We start from the raw sequence: 20,277 nt of genomic DNA, 5'->3' as shown, positions 1-20,277 counted from the left end.
CCGGAACCGGCCCGGACGCGGCCAGGGGGAGTTAGGGTCGAGAAATGCGCGGACCCCTGACCGCCGCCCTCGCGGCCGCCACCCTGGTGCTGACCGCTTGCGGCGCGGACCAGCCGGCCCCGCCCGCGACCACCTCCGCGCAGACCCCCACCTCAGCCGCGGCCCCACCGCCGCGCGCCTTCACCGTCGCGGCCACCGGCGACGTGCTGATCCACCCGGCCCTGACCACCCAGGCCACCGCCGACGGTGGCGGCAGCCGCGACTACACCAAGCTCTTCGAGGGCGTGAAACCCGCGATCAGCGGCGCCGACCTGGCCATCTGCCACCTGGAAGTCCCCATCGCCGCCCCCGGCGGCCCGTTCAAGGGCTACCCCAGCTTCAACGCCCCGCCCGAGGTCGTCACCGCGCTCAAAGCCACCGGCTACGACACCTGCTCCACGGCCTCCAACCACACCCTCGACCAGGGCGTGGACGGCGTGAAACGCACCCTGGACGCCCTGGACGCGGCAGGCCTGAAGCACACCGGCTCCGCCCGCACCGCCCCCGAGGCGGCCAAACCGGTGATCTACGAGGTGAACGGCGTCAAGGTCGGCCACATCTCGCACACCTTCGGCTTCAACGGCCTCAAGCTCCCCGCCGACAAACCCTGGCTGTCCAACCAGCTCAGCGCCGAGTCCGTGCTCAAGGCCGCCCGCGCCACCAAGGCCGCCGGCGCCGAGGTCGTGCTGGCCAGCCTGCACTGGGGCGTGGAGTACCGCCACGACCCCACCGCCGACCAGAAACAACTGGCCGCCAAGCTCCTGGACGACCCGGCCATCGACCTGATCATCGGCCACCACGCCCACGTCGTGCAGCCCATCGCCAAGGTCGCGGGCAAGTGGGTCGCCTACGGCCTCGGCAACCACATCGCCAAGCACGAGGAACCCCGCGGCGTCACCGAGGAAGGCGTGCTGGCCCGCTTCCGCTTCGCCGAGGCCAACGGCTCCTGGCAGGTGACGGCGGACTATCTGCCAACGCTGGTCGACCTGGGACCGCCGATCCGGCTGCGCACGCTGAAGCCGGGGGAGAACGAGGCGGCCAACCGGATCGACCGGATCGTGCGCAGCGCGGGCGTCAGCGCGGCGGAGCTGCCGGTGGGGCAGTAGCCGAGGGCGCGCGCCGGGCCCGTTCCCTGATGAGCTCCTCGTTGAGCGCCACGGTGAACTGCTGGGACCGGAAGAAGTCCCGGAGCAGCCCGGCGGAGTGCGCGTTCGCCACCGCCCGCTCGGCCGCTTCGATGATCACGTCGGCCACCTGGAGGGACTGCTCCTGGTCCCAGGCCGTTTCCACCAGCGGCTGGCACTGCCGCTCCGCCTTGCGCGCGGACCGCTCCAGCGGCACGTCCCCGATGAGGTAGGTCTTGTACGCCTCCATCAGGTGGTACTTGGCCGGGCCGAACTTGCGGTCGATCCTCTTGTTCCGGAGCAGCCACTCGACCCGGTAGGCGATCACCGCGCTGGCGTAGTAGGCGTACGGCGACTGCTCCTCGTTGAACAGTTCGTCCCTGCGGTTCTCCCGGAGGTCCTTGTAGCTGCGCCCCGCCCTCGCGGCCTCACCGAGGAAGACCGAAGCGAAGGCGCGGGTGAGCTGACCACGGGAGACGATGCGCGTCTTCTCGATCGACTGCGGCGTGTACTGGCCCGAACGGCGCTCGTAGTAGAGGCGTTCGTCGTGGCTGAAGGAGTTGAACAACTCCTCGAGGTCCTTGTGGAACTGCTCCTTCGCCTCCAGGTCCTCATCGCTGACCGCGGTCTGGCGGTTGGTGGCCGCGATGATGCCGGAGATGATGTCGTCGTCCTTGGACTCGATCAGCTTCACCGAGACCCACACCGAGTCGCGGAGCGAGTCCTTCTCCTCGAACAGCACGTGGCAGGTCTGACACCCGTTGACCACCTGGAAGTCCGACACCTTCAGGTCGTCACCGGCACTCTGGATCTCCCTCGCCACGATGGTGACCCCGTTGTTGAGCACCGCGAAGCGCTCGCAGCGATCGACGTCCTGGAGGGTCTTGCGGATCTCCTGGTTGACCGCGTTGTCACCCTGGAAGTCGCGCACGTTCTCGAAGAAGACCGACCTGCGGATGCCGCCGCTCGAGTCAGAGATGATCTTCACCAGCTCGCTGGCCGGTAGCAGGCCGAGGAACGCCTGCTCGACCCCGGCGATCTTCGGCACGGAGATGCGCTTCTCCATCGAGAACTCCGCCGAGACCGCGGTGGTCGCGCGCTGGTACAGCTCGCGGAGCTCACGGGAGCCGAGCAGGTGCCAGCGCGGCTTGTCGAACAGCTCGGTCCGGTCGAGCCGTTCCTCGGCCTTGGCCAGCTTCGCGGCGAGGTGCTCGTCGTCGGTCACCCGGCCGCTGGTCGCGTAGTAGACGTTGATCCGGGGCAGCGTGCGCAGCTTGCCGACGTTGGCGTAGACGGTCTCCACGCACTTCTTGAGGTCGCCGATGTCGGAGGACGCCGGGTAGCTGATGGTTTCGGAGGTGAAGAGCTCAACCAGGTTGTCGGTCAGGTCGGTGATGACCTTGCCGTCAAAACTGGAGCTGGTCTTCGACTGGATGATGACGAAGTGCGCGTCGACGGTCCTGGCCTGCTTGACCGTGCTGACCACCTCGTCGACGTTGGTCAGCAGCTCGCCGTTGATCAGGATCGCCACCGCGTCGATGGCCAGGTCACCGCCGCCGCCCAGGCAGAGCTCCTGGGGGTCGAACTCGTCCTCGAAGATCGACCGGGTGATGCAGTAGGCGCAGAAGGCCTCGAACAGCTCGTCCGGCTTGAGGCTGGCCAGGTCGTGCTCTTCCCGGAACTGCTTGTTCAGACCTTCGAGCACGCGATCCATGAGACCCCCCACGTTCCAACGACGGCCGGTACTGCCTACCCGAGCCGCCAGAACGCAGTTTTACCTAGGCTCCCTGCGGCCGACCTTTCAGCGGAACCAGTTCGGCGTACTGCCGGAAGAGCACCGAAGAGGTCTCCTCACCTAGCGCGGTCCAGCAATGGGCGAACAGGTCCCTGGCCTGGACGCCGGGCCAGGGCTGGGGCAGCAGCTCGGGCGGCAGCAGCGGATCGGGGTCCATCACCCGGCTCAGTTCAGCGGCCAGTTCCACCGCGATGACAAGTCGTTCGTCCGCCGACGGTGCGCCGCTGAGCCGGGCGAGGCGGGTCTCGGCGATCCGGCTGAGCCGCCGGTAGCCCTCGGCGAGCTCCTCCTGCGGCCAGAGCTCCCGCGCGAGCTCGACCGGGTCGCTGATCTCGCCCCGGCGCAGGTCCGTGCTGGTGAGCAGGGTGAGTGAGTCCGGCACGCCGAGTTCGCTGGCCGCCTCCACCAGGTAGGGCTCCCAGGGGTTCGCGCAGACGTACAGGCCGCCTTGCAGGGCCGCGCCGCCGAGGCGGAGCAGGGTGTCGCGCAGGGCGTCCCTGGCCGGGCGGGCGGACTCGGGCACCGCGAAGGCGGCCAGGTGCCAGCGGCCGTCCCACGGCTCGAGGCCGGTGTCCTGGCGGTAGGCGTGGTGCAGGAAGTCGAGGTTGGGGGCGAGCTCGCGCAGGGTGTCCGCGCTGGCGTGCAGCACCGCTTTGCGGCCGCGGCCCTCGTGGCCGAACCGGCCCTCGGTGACCAGGCGTTTGACGCACAGGCGGACCTGCTGCTCGCTCATCCCGATGGTCTCGGCGACGCGGTACAGCTCGCCGGCGTCGACGGTGCCGTCCGCGCGGACCAGGGCGTGCACGAGCAGGCGGGTGGGGACCTGGATGCGGTCGGTCACGGGGTGCGGGGTCCTCTCGGCGGGACGGGGCGGTGCATCGTGGTCACCGCGCTGAATCCCAGCAGGCGGCGCAGGAACGGCGTCCGCTGGGTGCGCACCGCGGTGAAGCCCCGCCGCTCGTACAGCGCCCTGGCGCGCGGGTTGGTGTCGATCACGTCCAGCCGGACCTGCTCCCGGTTGTGCTCCGCGGCGACGGCGACCACCTCCTCGATGAGCAGGCTGCCGATGCCCAGCCCGCGCGCGCTCTCCTCGACCGCGATGCCGTCCATGACCAGCTGCTCCGGCGCGGGCCTGCGGGTGAACAGCGCCAGCAACGGCAGCCGCCACCACCCGCGCAGCCCGTAGTAGCGCAGCACGGACCGGCCGGAGCCGCTGATGAACGCCCGCCCGTCGAGCTGATAACCGGCCAGGCCGACCAGTTGTCCGTCGCGCAGCGCGCTGACCGCGCGATCGGCGTTGAGCTGCTCGGCGAGGAAGCGCACCGCCAGCTCCGGCGGGTTCAGCGCGGGCCCGAGCTTGCGCCCGAACGCCGCCCAGTACAACCGCGCCGCCTGCCATTCCGCACCGGAGGGCACACCTCGCCGGAGAGTCACCACTGCCATGCCGCCAAAACTATCACAGTCTCAACGATCGTTCTGAACATGATAGTTTCGCCGCCATGCGAGTCAAAGTGCTGGTCACAGTCCTGGTTGTGGCCGTGGGGCTGGGCGGTGCGCTGCTGTGGCAACACTCCTACGACCTGAACGAGCAGTCCGTCACGATCAACCACGGCGGCCACCTGCTGCACGGCGTGCTGGCCACGCCCAAGACCGGTACCCGCCACGGCCTGGTGGTCCACCTGCACGGCGACGGCCCGGTCGACGCCACCCACGAGGGCGGCTACCGCCCGATCTGGGAGGCCAACGCCAAGGCCGGCTACGCCACCCTGTCCTGGCACAAACCCGGCGTCGCGAACGCCCCCGGCAACTGGCTGGACCAGTCCATGACCGACCGCGCCGAGGAAGCCGTCGCCGCCATCGCCTGGGCCCGCGCCCGCCCCGACATCGACGGCGACCGCATCGGCCTGTGGGGCGCCAGCCAGGCGGGCTGGGTGCTGCCGAAGGTCGCCGCCCGGACCCCGGTGCGCTTCGTGCTGGCCGTCTCACCCGCGATCAACTGGCTCCAGCAGGGCCGCTTCCACCTGCTCGCCGGCAACCCCACCGAGGCGCAGCTCACCAGGAGCGACACCACCCGCCGCCTACTGGCCACCCAGGCGAGTTTCGACGACTACACCCGCGCCATGGGCGGCGAAACGCACGGCCTGACCCCCGACCGCTGGCGCTTCATCACCAAGAACCACACCGCCGACGCCACCCCGGACCTACCCGTCCTGCGCGGCGTGCCAGTGCTCCTCACCCTGGCAGGCCACGACCGCAACGTGGACACCGCGGACACCGAACGCGGCTACCGAGCGGCCCTTGCCGAAGGCGGCGCACTCCAGGTCAAGCACTACCCCGACGCGGCCCACTCCCTGGTCAAGGACACCATCGAACGCTCCGACCTCAAGCTCACCCTGACCGCCCTCTTCGCGCCAAGGGCCCTGTTCGCCACCGGCTTCCTGGCAGACCAGCAACGCTTCCTGCGCGACCTCGGCTAAGCCGCCTCCTGTCCCGGCTTCCGCAACAGGTCCACCAGCGACAGCCCGGTCTCCCCGCCGACCAGCGCGGTGCTCAGGTCCGCCCGCTCCGCCAGGTCCAACGGGCTCAGCCCTTCCCCGAAGTAGGCGTGCGCGATCCGGTCCAGCCCGGCCCCCAGTACCGGGGCCGCGGTGCGCAGCGTGGCCTCCAGTGCGACGCTGGACGTCGAGCCGCCGTGCAGCACGATGTTGCGCGCCCGGTACAGCCGCCGCAGCGTGGTTCGCAGGACCGAGGACAACTCGTCGAGCACCCGCTTCGGCTCGGCCACGCACGCGGCCAGTCGTTGGGCCGCGTCCCGGTCACTGTGCCTGGTCCACCCGTGGAACCGCAGGCCGGCCACACCGTTCGCGGTGATCTCGGTGAGCAGGACCTGGGCTCGCTCCCGGCTGGTGGCGCAGGCGTCCCGCCGCCGGGACAGCTCGTCCGGCTGGTCCGCAGACCCATGCCGGTAGGCCAGTGTGGTCAGTTCGGCGCGTGGCCAGGAACAGGCCACGATCGTGGCCAGGCGGTCCGCCGCGACCGCCCGGCCACTGCGCTGGCCGGCCGGGACTGGATCGTCAGGGTGGTAGAGCAAGGATTCGATGGCCGCCCAGGCGCCGGCGACCGCGGGGCCTGCGGCGCCGGCCTGGTTCACCGGTGCGGCCAGCTCCAGTGCGTCGTCGACCGGGCCGCGCTGCCTGGTCACGTCGTAGAGGCGGCCCTGCCTGGTCAGCGACAGCACGTCCGCGTGGCGGGCCGGACCGATCAGGGGCTGCGGGTCGGGATGGCCGCCGACCCACAGCACCGCGGCGGAGACGCCACCCCGGTCCCGCCGGGCGAAGAGCGAGCGGACGGCAATTCGTTCGAACAGGCGCCGCACCTGGTCTGCGGCGCCGTAAGGATCCCGCGCGCGGACCCGGTAGAGGAATCCGCCCTCGGCGCGGACGCCGCTCGTCGAATGGCCTTCCCTGGTGAGCCAGCTGATCACTTCCGAATTGTTCAGCCAGCCAGGAGAATTTGCCGCTGTGGACCGCTCGGGTATGGCGTCAAGTGGTAGTAGAACCTGAAATTCTCGGGGCGGAATGCGCGCAAGTCCGGCGGCGGTGGCAATTATCGCCTCGGGGTGGATATTTCTCGAACGCAGCGTTGTCAGCCACTGGGTGGTCAGGAACTGCGGGGTGTAGCCGAGGTCGAGCAGATGGGCGGCGAGGGCGCGCGCCAGTCGTTCGGGTCGCACCTGGGCGCCTTCGGCCACGCGGTCGGCCCATCGGTCCAGGTAGCCCACCCGGGCATGGTCGATGGCCAGGCGGAGCCGCTGGTGGTCGTAGCTGGCGGCGGCCGGCGTGCGCGTGCCGATCAGCCGGGTCAGTTCACCGCGCAGGGCCGCGCCACTCAGGCCGAGATCCTGACTGATCAGACCGTTGAGCTGGTGTCGCTGCCACTCGAGGGCGCTGCCGGAAATCACCTTCATGGACCGCCAGGTCGCTGATTCCCACAGCTCCTCCAGGGCCAGGATCGGACCGATGTCCCACAGCCTCCTGGTCCACAGATTGCCTTCTGCTCGACAGAAGTCGATGAGGCGAGCCAGGACAACCTGTGCATATTCGGGGTCTGCTGGTTGCACGGCGAATAGATTAGCGGTTATAGTCAACCTCACCTACGGGGGGCCTCGCCGAAACGGCTGGGCCCCCCAATTCTTTGCCGCTTCATCAAAGCTGAAGCCGGACCCTTGCCGACTCGCTTGTGAACCGGTAACCATCTTCAGGCTGAAGTGGTTAGTGATTGCCAGTCCCTGCCTGGAGGTCATCATGCGCACAGCCCTGCTCGCGCTCGCCGCCGCACTCGCCCTCACCCCGATCACCCCCGCCCTCGCCGCCCAAGCCGCCCCACCCACCGACGCCCCACCCACCGCAGCGCAGCTCAAGGCCGCCGTGGCCGCCTGCACCAAGCAGGTCTCCAACGGCAAGTACGCCCACGACGCCGGGGGAGCGCGGACCGTGCCGGTCTGTGCCACCCGCAAGGCCGTGCACTGGCGGGCGGACCTGGACATCGACTGCGACGGGCAGCGCACCGCCAAGTGCAATGCCAGCACCGATCCGTACTGGCAGAACGCCACCGCCTTCAACCAGTCCGACGGCAAGCCGCTCAACGCGGAGACGCTGCCCTTCATCGTGGTGCCGCTGGCCAGTCCGACCTGGAACTACCGCGACTCCGGGATCACCGGGGGCACGGTGGCGGTCGCGGTGTACAAGGACAAGGTGGTCTACGGGGTGGTCGGGGACCTCGGGCCGAAGGCGATCATCGGTGAGGCCTCCTACGGCATGGCGCGGCAGCTCGGCATCAACCCGCATCCGAGCACCGGGGGCGTGAGTGGGGCCGTGGTCGACTTCGTGGTGTTCCCCGGGGTGAAGGCCAGTCCGATCGAGAACAACGCGACCGCGGTCCGCCTCGGGCAGCAGGCCGCGACCGCGTTGGTCAGCTGATCTCCGGTAGTGCCGGGCCGAGCAGGTCGTCCGCGTCCACGATCCGGTACGCGTACCCCTGCTCGGCCAGGAACCGCTGCCGGTGTGCCGCGTAGTCGGTGTCCAGGCTGTCCCTGGCCACCACCGAGTAGAAGTGCGCCTGACGTCCATCTCCCTTGGGGCGCAACAACCTGCCCAGTCGCTGGGCCTCTTCCTGGCGGGAGCCGAAGGTGCCGGAGACCTGCACCGCGACCGAGGCCTCGGGCAGGTCGATGGAGAAGTTGGCCACCTTGGACACGACCAGGGTGCGGATCTCGCCCCTGCGGAAGGCGTCGAAGAGGGCCTCGCGCTCCTTGTTCCTGGTGGAGCCCTGGATGACCGGGGCGTTGAGGGCCTCGCCGAGCTCGTCGAGCTGGTCCAGGTAGGCGCCGATGACCAGGGTGGGCTCGTCCGGGTGGCGGTCCAGGATGGCGCGGACCACCGGGGCCTTGGTGCGGGCGGTGGAGCACATCTTGTAGCGCTCCTCCGGCTCGGCGGTGGCGTACTGGAGGCGCTCGTTCTCGGTCATGGTGACCCGGACCTCGACGCACTCCGCCGGCGCGATCCAGCCCTGTGCCTCGATGTCCCGCCACGGCGCGTCGTAGCGCTTCGGGCCGATCAGGGAGAACACGTCGCCCTCCCGGCCGTCCTCGCGGACCAGGGTCGCGGTCAGGCCGAGGCGGCGGCGGGACTGCAGGTCGGCGGTCATCCGGAACACCGGGGCCGGCAGCAGGTGCACCTCGTCGTAGACGATCAAGCCCCAGTCCCTGGAGTCGAACAGCTCCAGGTGCCGGTACTCGCCCTTGGTCTTGCGGGTGATCACCTGGTAAGTGGCGATGGTGACCGGGCGGACCTCCTTGCGCTCGCCCGAGTACTCGCCGATCTCGTCCTCGGTCAGCGAGGTGCGCGCGACCAGCTCCCGTTTCCACTGCCGGCCGGCCACCGTGTTGGTGACCAGGATCAGCGTGGTCGCCTGAGCCTGCGCCATCGCGGCCGCGCCGACCAGCGTCTTGCCCGCGCCGCAGGGCAGCACGATCACGCCGGAGCCGCCTGCCCAGAACGCCTGCGCGGCGTGCCGCTGGTAGTCGCGCAGGTTCCAGCCGTTCTCGGCCAGCGCGATCGGGTGCGCCTCGCCGTCGACGTAGCCTGCCAGGTCCTCGGCCGGCCAGCCCGCCTTGAGCAGCAGCTGCTTGAGGTGGCCGCGCTGGCTGGGGTGCACCACCACGGTGTCCGGGTCCAGCCGGTCGCCCAGCATCGGCGCGATCTTCTTGTTGCGCAGCACCTCCTCCAGCACGGCCCGGTCCACAGTGGACATGACGAGGCCGTGCACGGGGTGGTTGGCCAGCTGTAGCCGCCCGAAGCGGCCCATGGTGTCCACCACGTCCACCAGCAGCGGCTGCGGCACCGAGTAGCGCGAGTAGCGGACCAGCGCGTCCACCACCTGCTCGGCGTCGTGCCCGGCGGCGCGCGCGTTCCACAGCGCCAGCGGGGTCACCCGGTAGGTGTGCACGTGCTCGGGCGCGCGCTCCAGCTCGGCGAACGGCGCGATCGCGATGCGTGCCTCGTCGGCCAGCTCGTGGTCGACCTCTAGCAGCAGGGTCTTGTCGGACTGGACGATGAGGGGTCCGTCGGTCACGGGGTATCGGGCTCCTGGGCCTGGTGGCGGTTTCCTGGCCTTCTAGGGTAGTGACCCCGGAAGTCAAGTTCGTTCGGGCAGGTCGTGCGGGTGCGCTTCAGAGAACTTCCGACACTTCCTCGCGTTCGGCGGTAGTGGTATAGGGCGCTGATGTGCTGGAATGCTGCCCGTTCCGCCCAGCACATCACTGGGTAAATGGAACGCGCTTCCACCCATGCAACTTCCCTCCATGGAGGAAGGACCCCCGAATGCTTCGCCAGATTCCGCGACGGCGGTTAATCGCCGCCGGTGTCGTGACCACGGCCGCCACCCTGCTCGCCGGATGTACCGGGGGCGCCAGTGGCGGGGCGAACCAGCCGGTCACGGGGCTACGCCTGATGGCGCCGGCCAAGCCGGGCGGTGGCTGGCACCAGTCCGCGCAGGCCATGCAGGACGTGCTGCTCAAGGAGAAGCTGGCCACCGGCGCGCAGGTGTTCAACGTGGAGGGCGCGGGCGGGGTCACCGGCCTCAAGCAGATGGCCGGCGAGAAGGACGACAAGCTGCTGATGATCATGGGTCAGGTCATGGTCGGTGGCATTCTGAACGCGAAGTCGGACAAAACGCTCAAGGACACCACGCCGATCGCCAAGCTCACCGGCGAGGCGCTGATCATCGTGGTCCCGGCCACCCAGACCGAGATCAACCTGCAGGACTTCCTGACCACCTGGAAGCAGGACCCCAAGGGCACCGTGATCACCGGTGGCTCGGCTGGCGGCGCGGACCAGATCCTGGCCGGACTGGTCGCCGACGAGGTCGGCATCGACCCCGGTCAGGTGAACTACGTGGCCAACTCCGGTGGTGGCGAGGCGGTGGCCAAGCTGCTCTCCGGCGAGGTCAAGGCCGGTATCTCCGGGGTCTCGGAGTTCTCCGAGCACGTCAAGTCCGGCAAGCTGCGCGCGATCGCGGTCAGCGGTGACAAGCGCTCCACGCTGCTGCCCGACACCAAGACGCTCAAGGAGCAGGGCGTGCCCATCTCCTATCTGAACTGGCGCGGCGTGGTGGCCCGCCCCGGCCTGTCCGACAGCGCCAAGCAGACCTTGGTCGACATGGTCACCAAGATGCGCAACAGCGAGGCGTGGAAGCAGACGCTGAAGGCCAAGGACTGGGAGGACGCCTGGGCCACCGGCGCGGACTTCGCGAAGTTCATCGACGAGGACGAGGCACGGGTGAAGAAGATGCTCGCCGAAATCGGCGGGATCAAGTGACCACCAGCACCGACCACAGCTCGGAACTCGGCCGTCCCGGAAACCGGGGCGGCCGAGCCCGCGTCAGCGGTGAGCTGCTGCTGACCGCACTGCTCGGCGGCCTGGGCGTGTACGTCCTGGTCGAGACTCCGACGATCATGGTCCCGCCGGCCGCCGCGGTGGCCGGGCCCCGGCTGTTCCCCTACCTCATCGGCGGCCTGCTGGTCGGGGTCGCGGTGCTGCTCACCGTGCAGGTGCTGCGCGGCCAGGCCGCCCCGCCGGAGGAAGGCGAGGACGTCGACCTCAGCCAGCGCAGCGACAAGCGCGCGGTGCTGCTGCTGGTCGGGCTCTTCGCCGGGCACGCGGTGCTGATCGAGCCGATCGGCTGGCCGCTGGCCGCCGCGCTGCTGTTCGCGGGCACCGCGGTGATCCTGGGCGCCCGCCGCTGGTGGGTGATCGTGGTCAGCGCGCTGGCACTGGCACTGGCGCTGTGGGCGGTGTTCGTCTTCGGCCTCGGCGCCTACCTGCCCGGCGGCCCGCTGCAGGGCCTGCTCGGGTGAGCGCGCTGCTCCAGGGCTTCGAGAGCGCCCTGGCCGTGGAGAACCTGCTGTTCGCGCTGCTCGGCGTGCTGCTGGGCACGCTGGTCGGGGTGCTGCCCGGAATCGGCCCCGCGATGACGGTGGCCCTGCTGCTGCCGATCACCTATCTGGTGCCGCCGGCCGCCGCGCTGATCATGTTCGCCGGCATCTACTACGGCGGCATGTACGGCGGCTCCACCACCTCGATCCTGCTCAACACCCCCGGTGAGTCCGCCTCGATCATCACCGCCCTGGAGGGCAACAAGATGGCCAGGGCGGGCCGGGGCGCGCAGGCGCTGGCCACCGCGGCCATCGGCTCCTTCGTCGCGGGCACCATCGGCACCCTGCTGCTGTCCCTGCTCGCCCCGCAGATCGCGGAGTGGGCCATCAAGCTCACCTCGGCGGACTACTTCGCGCTGACCGTGCTGGCCTTCTGCACCGTCTCGGCGATGCTGGGCGCCTCGCCGCTGCGCGGGGTGGCCGCGCTCGCGCTCGGGCTGTTCCTCGGGCTGATCGGCACCGAGTCGCAGACCGGGCAGAGCCGGTTCGACTTCGGCGTGGACGAGCTCTCCCGCGGCGTGCCGGTGGTGGTGGCCGCGGTCGGCCTGTTCGCCGTCGGCGAGGCGCTGTACGTGGCCTCCAGGATGCGGCACGGGGCCCCGCAGGTGATCCCGGTGAACAAGGTCTGGTGGCTGCCCAGGGAGGACCTGAAGCGGTCCTGGCGGCCCTGGCTGCGCGGCACCCTGATCGGGTTCCCGATCGGCGCGGTCCCGGCCGGCGGCGCGGACGTGACCACGTTCCTGTCCTACGCGGTGGAGAAGAAGCTGACCAAGCGGCCCGAGGAGTTCGGCAAGGGCGCGATCGAGGGCGTGGCCGGGCCGGAGGCGGCCAACAACGCGGCCGCGGCCGGGGTGCTGGTCCCGCTGCTCACCCTCGGCCTGCCCACCTCGGCCACCGCGGCGATCATGCTGGCCGCGTTCACCAGCTACAACATCCAGCCGGGCCCGCTGCTGTTCGAGACCGAGCCGGTGCTGGTGTGGACGCTGATCGCCTCGCTGTACGTGGGCAACGTGCTGCTGCTGGTGCTGAACCTGCCGCTGGCCGGGCTCTGGGTGAAGATCTTGCGGGTTCCCCGGCCGTACCTGTACGCGGGCATCCTGCTCTGCGCCTCGCTGGGCGCCTACGCGGCCAGCAGCGCCTGGCAGGGCCTGGTCGTGCTGGCCGGGATCGGGCTGCTCGGCTTCGTCATGCGGCGCTACGGCTGGCCGGTGGCGCCGGCGATCCTCGGGCTGATCCTGGGCCCGGTGGCCGAGACCAACCTGCGCAAGGCGCTGCAGATCAGCCAGGGCGACGTGGGCGCGCTGGTGCACACCCCGTTCTCCATCGTGGTGCTCGGCGCGGCCGTCCTCGCGGTGGGGGTGCCCCTGGTACTCCGGGCCCGGGCGGCCGTGAAGAACAGAGCCGAACTGCGGGAATCCACATCGATATCTTGAAAGTTGGTTCTTTTCCAACGTCCTGTCATGCAATCGCTGGTTGTGGTTGGTTGCTCGCCATGCGTGTTCAACGAGGAACGATGGCGGCCGGCGCCCTGCTGATGGCCGCCGCACTGGTGGCCGGGTGCGGAAACGGCGGCAACGCGGCGCCTGGTGCGCCGATGGAGGGCTTGCGCCTGATGGTGCCTGCCAAGGCCGGTGGTGGCTGGCACCAGACCGCGGAGGCGGTGCGCAACGTGCTGCAACGCGACAACCTGGCCACCGGGACCGAGGTGTTCAACGTGGCCGGTGCCAACGGCATCACCGGGCTGAACCAGCTGACCGGTGAGCGCAACGAGAAGGTGCTCATGGTCATGGGCAAGGTCATGGTGGCCAGCGTGATCAACTCCAAGTCCAGCAAGACGCTCAAGAACACCACTCCGCTGGCCCGGCTGACCAGCGAGAGCATGGCGCTGGTGGTCCCGGCCAAGTCCCCGTACACCAACCTGCAGGACTTCCTGACCGGCTGGAAACAGGACGCCAAGGGCACCGTGGTCACCGGTGGCGTGGTGGCCGACGTGGACCACATCTTGTCCGGGCTGATCGCCGACGAGGTCGGCATCGACCCCAAGGTGGTCAACTTCCTGCCGAACCAGGGCGGTGGCGGCGAGTCGGTGGCCAAGCTGCTCTCCGGCGAGGCGAAGGCCGGCATCTCCGGCGTCTCCGAATACGCCGAACAGGTGAAAGCCGGAAACCTGCGCGCCCTCGCGGTGTCCGGCGACAAGCGGTCAAAGCTGCTGCCTGACGTGAAAACGTTGAAGGAGCAAGGAGTGCCGATCTCCTACGTCAACTGGCGTGGCGTGGTCGGCACGCCAGACCTGGCAGGCAACGCCAAGACCGACCTGGTGAACATGTTCACCAAGCTCAAGGACAGCCAGGCCTGGCAGCAGATGCTGCGGGACAAGGACTGGGAAGACGCTTTCCTGGCCGGCCCGGACTTCGACAGCTACATCGAGTCGGAGAGCGCGGCGGCGAAGAAGGTGCTCACCGAGATCGGTCTGGCCTAACCACACACGCACGGCAGAGGCGGAGAATTGAGCACGTTCGACTACGTCATGCAGGGGTTCGCGGCCGCGGTCACCGTGGAGAACCTGCTGTTCGCCCTGGGGGGCGTGCTACTGGGGACGCTGGTCGGGGTGTTGCCGGGCATCGGCCCGGCGATGACCGTCGCCCTGCTGCTGCCGATCACCTACTCGGTGCCGCCCGCGGCCGCGCTGATCATGTTCGCCGGGGTGCTCTACGGCGGGATGTACGGCGGTTCCACCACCTCCATCCTGCTCAACACCCCTGGTGAGTCGGCGTCGGTGATCACCGCGCTGGAGGGCAACAAGATGGCCCGGGCGGGCCGGGGGGCACAGGCGCTGGCCACTGCCGCCCTCGGCTCGTTCGTGGCCGGCACCATCGGCACCGTGCTGCTGGCCCTGCTGGCCCCGCAGGTCGCGGACTGGGCGGTGCACCTGACCTCGGCGGACTACTTCGCGCTGACCGTGCTGGCCTTCTGCACGGTGGCCACCATGCTCGGCGGCAGCGCGATCCGCGGCTTCGCCAGCCTGGCCCTCGGGCTGGTGCTCGGCCTGGTCGGCCTGGACCCGATGTCCAGCCAGGAGCGCTTCACCCTCGGCATCGGCGAACTGGTCAACGGCGTCGACCTGGTGATCGCCGCGGTCGGCCTGTTCGCCGTCGGGGAGGCCCTCTACACCGCCGCCAGGCTGCGCCACGGGGCGCCGGAGGTGATCCCGGTCAACCGGGTCTGGTGGCTGCCCAAGGAGGATCTGAAGCGGTCCTGGAAGCCTTGGCTGCGTGGCGCGGCGCTGGGCTTCCCGCTCGGCGCGGTGCCCGCGGGCGGCCCGGTGATCTCCACCTTCCTGTCCTACGCGGTGGAGAAGAAGCTGGCGAAGAAGCCGGAGGAGTTCGGCAAGGGCGCGATCGAGGGCGTGGCCGGGCCGGAGGCCGCCAACAACGCCGGCGCGGCTGGCATGCTGGTGCCGCTGCTCACCCTGGGCCTGCCCACCTCGGCCACCGCCGCGGTGATGCTGGCCGCCTTCGGCAGCTACAGCATCGAGCCGGGCCCGCTGCTGTTCCAGAGCCAGCCGCTGCTGGTCTGGACGCTGATCGCCTCGCTGTACCTGGGCAACGTGATGCTTCTTGTCCTGAACCTGCCACTGGTCGGCATCTGGGTGAAGATCCTGCGCATCCCGAGGCCGTACCTGTACGCGGGCATCCTGGTCTGCGCCTCGCTCGGGGCCTACGCGGGCAGCCAGCAGTACTCGGGGCTGCTGGTGCTGCTGGCCCTCGGCGTGCTGGGGCTGGCCATGCGGCGCTACGGCTGGCCGGTGCTGCCGGCGATCCTCGGGCTGGTGCTCGGGCCGATCGCGGAGGAGAACCTGCGCAAGGCGCTGCAGGTCAGCCAGGGTGATCCGGCCACACTGCTGGCCAGCCCGTTCGCCAAGATCGTGCTCGGGCTGGCCCTGCTGAGCATGCTGTCCCCGCTGCTGCTGCGCGGCCTCAGGGCGCTGCGCGCCCGGCCGGCCGGGGTCAGTTGACCGGCGCCGACGGCGGCAGCAGCTGGAGCACGTCCAGGCGGGTGTTGAGCAGCTTGTTGCTCTCCATCATGTCCGCGACCCGCTGCAGCCGGACCGGGTTGATCGACACCGGGAAGGTGCCCACCGCGACCAGGGCCGCGGTCTGCGGGTCCAGCGTGGCGTACTTGATCAGCACTTCCTGCACCTTGAGGTGGTTGGTGCCGAGCAGCTGGGCCTCGCTGAGCACCTGGCGGAAGGCGGCGAAGGTCTTCGGGCTCTCCTCGGCCGCGCGCCGGGTGGCCGCGTAGCCGGACATCGGGAAGTCCAGGGTGCCGCCGCGGGCGGTGTCGCTGAGCACGACCGCGCCGATCTGCTTCTGCACCCTGGTCAGGTGCGGCTCCACCATCCAGGCCGCCTCGACCTTGCCGGTGAGCAGCGCGGACTCCATCTTGCCGAACTCGACCTGCTCCAGCTTGACCTCGTTCACCCCGGCCGCCTTGAACACGGTCTTGGTGGTCAGCGCGCCGATGCTGTCGGTGGAGTCCACGCCGATGGTCGGCCGGGAGTTCCCGCGGTTGAGCGCGGTGAAGGTGGAGTTCTTCAGCGTGACCAGGGCCATCGTGTTGGTGCCCGCCTGGTACGCCTCACCCTGCAGCTGGAGCTCCGTGCCCTCGGCCGCGGCCTTGAAGAAGGTCACGTGGCTGGCGAAGGCGATGTCGATGGTCCCGTTGTTCAGGGCCGTCATCGCGTCTTTCTCGGAGTTCATGCTGATCGTGTCGACGTTGAGGCCGATGGCGGAGAACTTGCCGTCCTCCTTGGCCATGAACAGCGGCGCCACGTCCACCAGCGGCAGGAAGCCGACTCGCAGGGTGGTCTTCTCCAGCACCGGCTTGGCGCCGGCGCCGCCGCCGCCGAAGAGCGAGCAGCTCGCCGTCACCGCCACCATTGCCGTGCTCAGCACCACTGCCACGCTGCGGCGCAGTGTCTTGTTCGCCATCGGGAGAGCCTCTCGCCGTCCTGCTTCTAGCCGCGTGCTGCCACGGCTGACCTACATCGCGGTGCACGCGCTGTCTATGCGCAGTGTCGCAGTGTGCCGGAAGTAGATGCTAACGAGGTAGAGACCACCCACAAGCAGGACTTCAGGTAGAGCTTTGGACACGTTGCGCAATCCTGCCCTTTCGCGCCGTGGGGGATTCCCACTAGGCTCTCCGGCCTAGCCGCTGGTGGTTCAGCTCTGCCACGCGTGTGCTCGGCGCCAACCCCCCTGGCGTCCCGAGTAGGAGCTGTGCTGCAATTCGGCCCGATTCGCGAGTCCAACCTCGGTCCGGGGAGGGACCGGGACACTGCTGCTGGAAGAGGAAGCCCAGGGTGGCCCGTCGAGAGAAAGGTCCCAGCCAGCGTGGCGCGGGGGAAGCCCCGCGCTCGGAGACCCCCGAAAAGGGTGATGAGGCGGCTTCGAAGAGTAACGGGGCCAAGCAGATGCCGGCAGCCGCGACACCGGACTCCACACCGGTGAGCACGGACAAGCCATCGCAGGCCAAGTCCGCGCAGGAGGTGGGCACGGCCCGCTGGCGCCTGCGCAACTGGCGCCTGCGCAGCAAGCTGCTCGCCGTACTCCTCATCCCGACGGTGGTCGCCCTTGTGCTGGGTGGCGTCCAGGTGACCAACGAGATCGACCAGGCCGGCCGGCTGGCCAGGCTCGCGACGCAGGCCCAGTTGCAGGGCAGCGTGGCCACGTTGGTGCACCAGATGCAGCGCGAGCGGGACCTCACGGTCCGCTACGTCGCCTCCACCGATAATGAGAAGGAAGACCAGGTCGGTGTGCTGGACCGCCAGCGCAAGCGCGTCATCGACGCCACCGAGGTGCTGCGCAACCAGCTCAACGAGGTTGGTCCCTCACTGGATGACGACACCAGGCGTTCCTACGTCACCGTCGTGCAGCAGCTGGAGCGGTTGAACCGGCTGCGCCAGGTGGCGGGCGTCACCGCCTACCCCGAGTCCGAGATCCTGCGCAACTACACCGAGTCCATCGGGGCCCTGCTGGACCTGGGCGAGATCGCGGGCACCCAGGCCGACGAGCCGGAGCTGATCCGGTTGCAGCTGGCCGCGGTCGCCCTCGGCCGGGCCAAGGAGCAGGTCTCCCGCAAGCGCGCGATCCTGCTGGACATCCTGCAGCAGAAGAAGTTCGAGCCGACCCAGACCAGGCAGATCCTGGCCGCGGACGCCGAGCTGGAGGCCGCGCGCAACGACTTCCGCAAGTCGGCCACGCCGGAGCAGCGGCGGCAGTACGACGACACCGTCACCGGTCTGATCGTCGACGTGGCCAACGACATGCAGGAGGCCGTGCTCCAGCTGGCCGCCCAGCCGCAGGCCCCGCAGGCCGCGGCCTTCAGCAACCTGGCCACCGACCGCTGGGACATGGCCGCGACGCTGACCATCAACCTGACCCAGCGCGTCGAGAACTCGCTGATCGACCAGCTCAAGGCGGACACCGCGGCCGCGGCGGCCGCCGTGCGCGCCTCGGCGACCACCCGCTCCATCCTGGTGCTGGCCGCGCTCGCGCTGGCCGTGTTCCTGGCGATGCTGGTGGCCTACTCGCTGCTGCGCCCGCTGCGCATCCTGCGCCGCACGGCGCTGGAGGTGGCCGACCGGAAGCTGCCGGAGGCGGTCGAGCGCATCCTGGCCGCGCCGGACCCGGCCGAGTCGGCCAAGACCGCCATCGAGCCGGTGCCCGTGCACACCCGCGAGGAGGTCGGGCAGGTCGCCCGGTCCTTCGACGCGGTGCACGGCGAGGCGGTCCGGCTGGCGGTTGAGCAGGCGCTGCTGCGGGACAACGTCAACGCGATGTTCGTCAACCTCTCTCGCCGGTCCCAGGCGCTGGTCGAACGCCAGCTGAGCCTGATCGACCGGCTGGAGCAGGACGAGCAGGACCCGGACCAGCTCTCCAGCCTGTTCGAGCTGGACCACCTGGCCACCCGGATGCGCCGCAACTCGGAGAACCTGCTGGTCCTCGCGGGCACCGACCTCACCAGGCGGCTCACCCGCCCGGTGCCGGTGGCCGAGGTGGTCGGCGCCGCGGTCTCCGAGGTCGAGCAGTACGCCAGGGTGCAGGTCACCGCGGTGCCCGACCTGGCCGTGATGGGCCGCGCGGTCAACGACGTGGTGCACCTGGTGGCCGAGCTGCTGGACAACGCCACCGCGTTCTCCGACCCGAACACCAAGGTCACCGTGCGCACCGCCCGCACCCGCAAGGGCGAGCTGGCGATCGAGATCAGCGACCGCGGTGTGGGCATGCCCGAGCAGGAGATCACCGACTACAACCAGCGGCTGGCCGACCCGCCGGAGGTCGATGTCGCGGTCTCCAGGCGGATGGGCCTGTTCGTGGTCGGCCGGCTGGCCCAGCGGCACGACATCCGGGTCCGCCTGCGCAACAACGAGGACATCGAGGGCGGCACCACCGCGCTCGTGGTGGTACCGGCCGAGCTGATCCAGGGGCTGAGCTCCCCCTCGGCGAGCCGGACCTCGGCGGGGTCGCTGTTCACCCAGTCGCACACCGGGTCGCAGCCGCCGGTGCCCTCGCCCTACCAGCAGACCGCCGCTTCGGTGATCAACACCGGCGAGCACCAGTCGCTGTTCACCTCGACCTCCGCCCCGGCGGAGCAGAGCCAGCCGTCCCTGCCGCCGGTCCCGCCGGTGGCGGAGCCGGAGCAGCCTGCCGAGGTGAGCGGCCCGGTGGCGGACTCGGGCGACCACCCGGACCTGACCGTCCAGGTGCTCACCGGCCGGGGCGAGCAGGACCCGGCGGCTCCGCCGGAGCTGTCCGCGCCGAGGGACATCTTCCAGCCCGTGGTGCCGCCCGCGCCGCAGCCGGAGCCCGTCCCGGAGCCGGAGCCCGAGCCGGTGGCCGAGCAGACCCAGGCCGGCCGCAACCCGATCGTGCCCAGGGCCTCGGTCACGCCGCCCGCCTACGGCGCGCTGAACGGGACCGGGGAGCGCCCCAAGGGCGTCGAGTACGACCTGGACGCCCCCACTGAGCGGCTGCCGATCTACGAGGCGGTGCTCTCGCAGTGGTTCCAGGCCGTGGACAGCGAGCCGGTCGGCGGGGCCGCGCCCTACCTCGGCTCCGACCGCGGCGACCTGGGCCTCGGCCCGGTCCCGCCGGTGAAGTCCTCGGCCGCCGCCCAGGCGGCCCGGCCGGAGCCGAAGACCGAGCGGGTCCGGCTGCCCAAGCCCAAGACCGAGCAGGTCAGGGCGCCCGAGCCGCAGCGTCCGGCAGAGCCCCAGCGGCCTGCCGAGCCGCCGCGTCCGGCGGAGCCGCAGCGCGCGGTCGAGCCGGAACGCCCGGCCGAGCGCTCCGCGCCGCAGCCCGCGGTGCCGGTGGCCAAGCCGGAGCCGGAGCCCGAACCGGCCCCGCAGCGGCGCCCGGCGGTTGAACGTCCGGCCGTGCGCCTCCAGGATGAGACGGTGACCGCACGCCGCCCGAGCACCGACTGGCATTCGCCGGGCGATGAGGGCTGGCAGCAGGCCGAGGCCGTGCTGAGCAGTGCCAAGGCGCTGTCCCAGCAGACCCCGTCCGGACTGCCCAAGCGGGTGCCGAAGGCGCACCTGGTGCCGGGCTCGGCGGCACCCCGTCAGCAGACGCTGCCGTCGAAGACTCCGGCGTCCGGTCGCTCCGCGGACAATGTTCGTGGGAGGATGTCAAGTTTCCAGCAGGGTCTGCGCCGGGGAAGGCACGCCAGGATCGATGTCCTGACGAACGAGTCGGCTCAGGGACCGAACGACGACGAGACCCGCTCCAACGGGCAGGCGAGGAACGAGGAGCAGCCGTGAA

The 20,277-nt window shown here is 70.1% G+C and carries 15 protein-coding genes; 9 read left to right on the top strand and 6 right to left on the bottom strand.

All coding sequences use genetic code 11. From position 1 onward, the window contains the following. The first annotated feature begins 44 nt into the window (after window positions 1-44). Window positions 45-1,145, top strand: coding sequence for a CapA family protein (locus tag ACWDY5_RS32980; protein WP_449726046.1), 1,101 nt, complete (start codon window positions 45-47; stop codon window positions 1,143-1,145). Here the strand turns inward: ACWDY5_RS32980 and ACWDY5_RS32975 are convergent. From ACWDY5_RS32975 to ACWDY5_RS32965, 3 genes are all read right to left on the bottom strand, one after another. Next, complete coding sequence (locus tag ACWDY5_RS32975; protein ID WP_449726045.1) at window positions 1,114-2,868, bottom strand: AIPR family protein; 1,755 nt, start codon at window positions 2,866-2,868, stop codon at window positions 1,114-1,116. The genes ACWDY5_RS32980 and ACWDY5_RS32975 overlap by 32 nt on opposite strands. 73 nt (window positions 2,869-2,941) lie before the next feature. Further along, on the bottom strand, window positions 2,942-3,799 hold the full coding sequence (locus tag ACWDY5_RS32970; RefSeq protein WP_449726044.1) for a PaaX family transcriptional regulator C-terminal domain-containing protein: 858 nt from the start codon (window positions 3,797-3,799) through the stop codon (window positions 2,942-2,944). Then, complete coding sequence (locus ACWDY5_RS32965; protein WP_449726043.1) at window positions 3,796-4,401, bottom strand: GNAT family N-acetyltransferase; 606 nt, start codon at window positions 4,399-4,401, stop codon at window positions 3,796-3,798. The genes ACWDY5_RS32970 and ACWDY5_RS32965 overlap by 4 nt, the downstream gene beginning before the upstream one ends. Window positions 4,402-4,457: 56 nt before the next feature. Here ACWDY5_RS32965 and ACWDY5_RS32960 point away from each other — a divergent pair, with 56 nt between their 5' ends. Next, window positions 4,458-5,435, top strand: a complete 978-nt coding sequence (locus ACWDY5_RS32960) for an alpha/beta hydrolase family protein (protein ID WP_449726042.1) — start codon at window positions 4,458-4,460, stop codon at window positions 5,433-5,435. Here the strand turns inward: ACWDY5_RS32960 and ACWDY5_RS32955 are convergent. Continuing rightward, on the bottom strand, window positions 5,432-6,925 hold the full coding sequence (locus tag ACWDY5_RS32955; RefSeq protein ID WP_449726041.1) for a hypothetical protein: 1,494 nt from the start codon (window positions 6,923-6,925) through the stop codon (window positions 5,432-5,434). The two genes, ACWDY5_RS32960 and ACWDY5_RS32955, sit on opposite strands and share 4 nt — an antisense overlap. Window positions 6,926-7,262: 337 nt before the next feature. On the opposite strand from ACWDY5_RS32955, the gene ACWDY5_RS32950 reads away from it, so the two are divergent. Further along, window positions 7,263-7,937, top strand: a complete 675-nt coding sequence (locus ACWDY5_RS32950; RefSeq protein ID WP_449726040.1) for a glycoside hydrolase family 75 protein — start codon at window positions 7,263-7,265, stop codon at window positions 7,935-7,937. Here ACWDY5_RS32950 and ACWDY5_RS32945 read toward each other — a convergent pair. Then, complete coding sequence (locus tag ACWDY5_RS32945) at window positions 7,930-9,591, bottom strand: DNA repair helicase XPB (RefSeq protein WP_449726039.1); 1,662 nt, start codon at window positions 9,589-9,591, stop codon at window positions 7,930-7,932. The genes ACWDY5_RS32950 and ACWDY5_RS32945 overlap by 8 nt on opposite strands. A 248-nt stretch (window positions 9,592-9,839) precedes the next feature. On the opposite strand from ACWDY5_RS32945, the gene ACWDY5_RS32940 reads away from it, so the two are divergent. From ACWDY5_RS32940 to ACWDY5_RS32920, 5 genes are all read left to right on the top strand, one after another. Next, a complete protein-coding gene (locus ACWDY5_RS32940) occupies window positions 9,840-10,835 on the top strand; it encodes a Bug family tripartite tricarboxylate transporter substrate binding protein (protein ID WP_449726038.1) in 996 nt (331 codons plus the stop codon). Then, window positions 10,832-11,374, top strand: a complete 543-nt coding sequence (locus tag ACWDY5_RS32935; RefSeq protein ID WP_449726037.1) for a tripartite tricarboxylate transporter TctB family protein — start codon at window positions 10,832-10,834, stop codon at window positions 11,372-11,374. Before ACWDY5_RS32940 ends, ACWDY5_RS32935 begins: the two co-directional genes overlap by 4 nt. Further along, window positions 11,371-12,885, top strand: a complete 1,515-nt coding sequence (locus tag ACWDY5_RS32930) for a tripartite tricarboxylate transporter permease (RefSeq protein ID WP_449726036.1) — start codon at window positions 11,371-11,373, stop codon at window positions 12,883-12,885. The genes ACWDY5_RS32935 and ACWDY5_RS32930 overlap by 4 nt, the downstream gene beginning before the upstream one ends. A gap of 80 nt (window positions 12,886-12,965) precedes the next feature. After that, entirely contained in the window at window positions 12,966-13,931 is a 966-nt protein-coding gene (locus ACWDY5_RS32925) for a Bug family tripartite tricarboxylate transporter substrate binding protein (protein ID WP_449726035.1), read from the top strand. A 48-nt stretch (window positions 13,932-13,979) separates the two neighbouring features. Beyond that, window positions 13,980-15,467 (top strand): tripartite tricarboxylate transporter permease, encoded by a 1,488-nt coding sequence (locus ACWDY5_RS32920; protein WP_449726055.1) that lies wholly within the window; start codon window positions 13,980-13,982, stop codon window positions 15,465-15,467. Here ACWDY5_RS32920 and ACWDY5_RS32915 read toward each other — a convergent pair. Further along, window positions 15,460-16,443: an ABC transporter substrate-binding protein gene (locus tag ACWDY5_RS32915; RefSeq protein WP_449726034.1), complete on the bottom strand. Its 984-nt coding sequence runs from the start codon at window positions 16,441-16,443 to the stop codon at window positions 15,460-15,462. The two genes, ACWDY5_RS32920 and ACWDY5_RS32915, sit on opposite strands and share 8 nt — an antisense overlap. Before the next feature lie 515 nt (window positions 16,444-16,958). On the opposite strand from ACWDY5_RS32915, the gene ACWDY5_RS32910 reads away from it, so the two are divergent. Continuing rightward, entirely contained in the window at window positions 16,959-20,276 is a 3,318-nt protein-coding gene (locus ACWDY5_RS32910) for a nitrate- and nitrite sensing domain-containing protein (protein WP_449726033.1), read from the top strand. The last annotated feature ends 1 nt before the right edge of the window (window position 20,277 follow it).

This window comes from Crossiella sp. NPDC003009 (assembly GCF_053591555.1).
The sequence above is the reverse complement of the archived record's forward strand: the minus strand, read 5'-3'. Positions and strand labels throughout refer to the sequence as shown.

Excerpts from the sequence above, each read along its gene's own strand:
- ACWDY5_RS32980 (WP_449726046.1), top strand. The coding sequence starts at position 45 with ATGCGCGGACCCCTGACCGCCGCCCTCGCGGCCGCCACCCTGGTGCTG.
- ACWDY5_RS32965 (WP_449726043.1), bottom strand. The coding sequence starts at position 4,401 with ATGGCAGTGGTGACTCTCCGGCGAGGTGTGCCCTCCGGTGCGGAATGG.
- ACWDY5_RS32960 (WP_449726042.1), top strand. The coding sequence starts at position 4,458 with ATGCGAGTCAAAGTGCTGGTCACAGTCCTGGTTGTGGCCGTGGGGCTG.
- ACWDY5_RS32955 (WP_449726041.1), bottom strand. The coding sequence starts at position 6,925 with ATGAAGGTGATTTCCGGCAGCGCCCTCGAGTGGCAGCGACACCAGCTC.
- ACWDY5_RS32950 (WP_449726040.1), top strand. The coding sequence starts at position 7,263 with ATGCGCACAGCCCTGCTCGCGCTCGCCGCCGCACTCGCCCTCACCCCG.
- ACWDY5_RS32940 (WP_449726038.1), top strand. The coding sequence starts at position 9,840 with ATGCTTCGCCAGATTCCGCGACGGCGGTTAATCGCCGCCGGTGTCGTG.
- ACWDY5_RS32925 (WP_449726035.1), top strand. The coding sequence starts at position 12,966 with ATGGCGGCCGGCGCCCTGCTGATGGCCGCCGCACTGGTGGCCGGGTGC.
- ACWDY5_RS32920 (WP_449726055.1), top strand. The coding sequence starts at position 13,980 with ATGCAGGGGTTCGCGGCCGCGGTCACCGTGGAGAACCTGCTGTTCGCC.
- ACWDY5_RS32915 (WP_449726034.1), bottom strand. The coding sequence starts at position 16,443 with ATGGCGAACAAGACACTGCGCCGCAGCGTGGCAGTGGTGCTGAGCACG.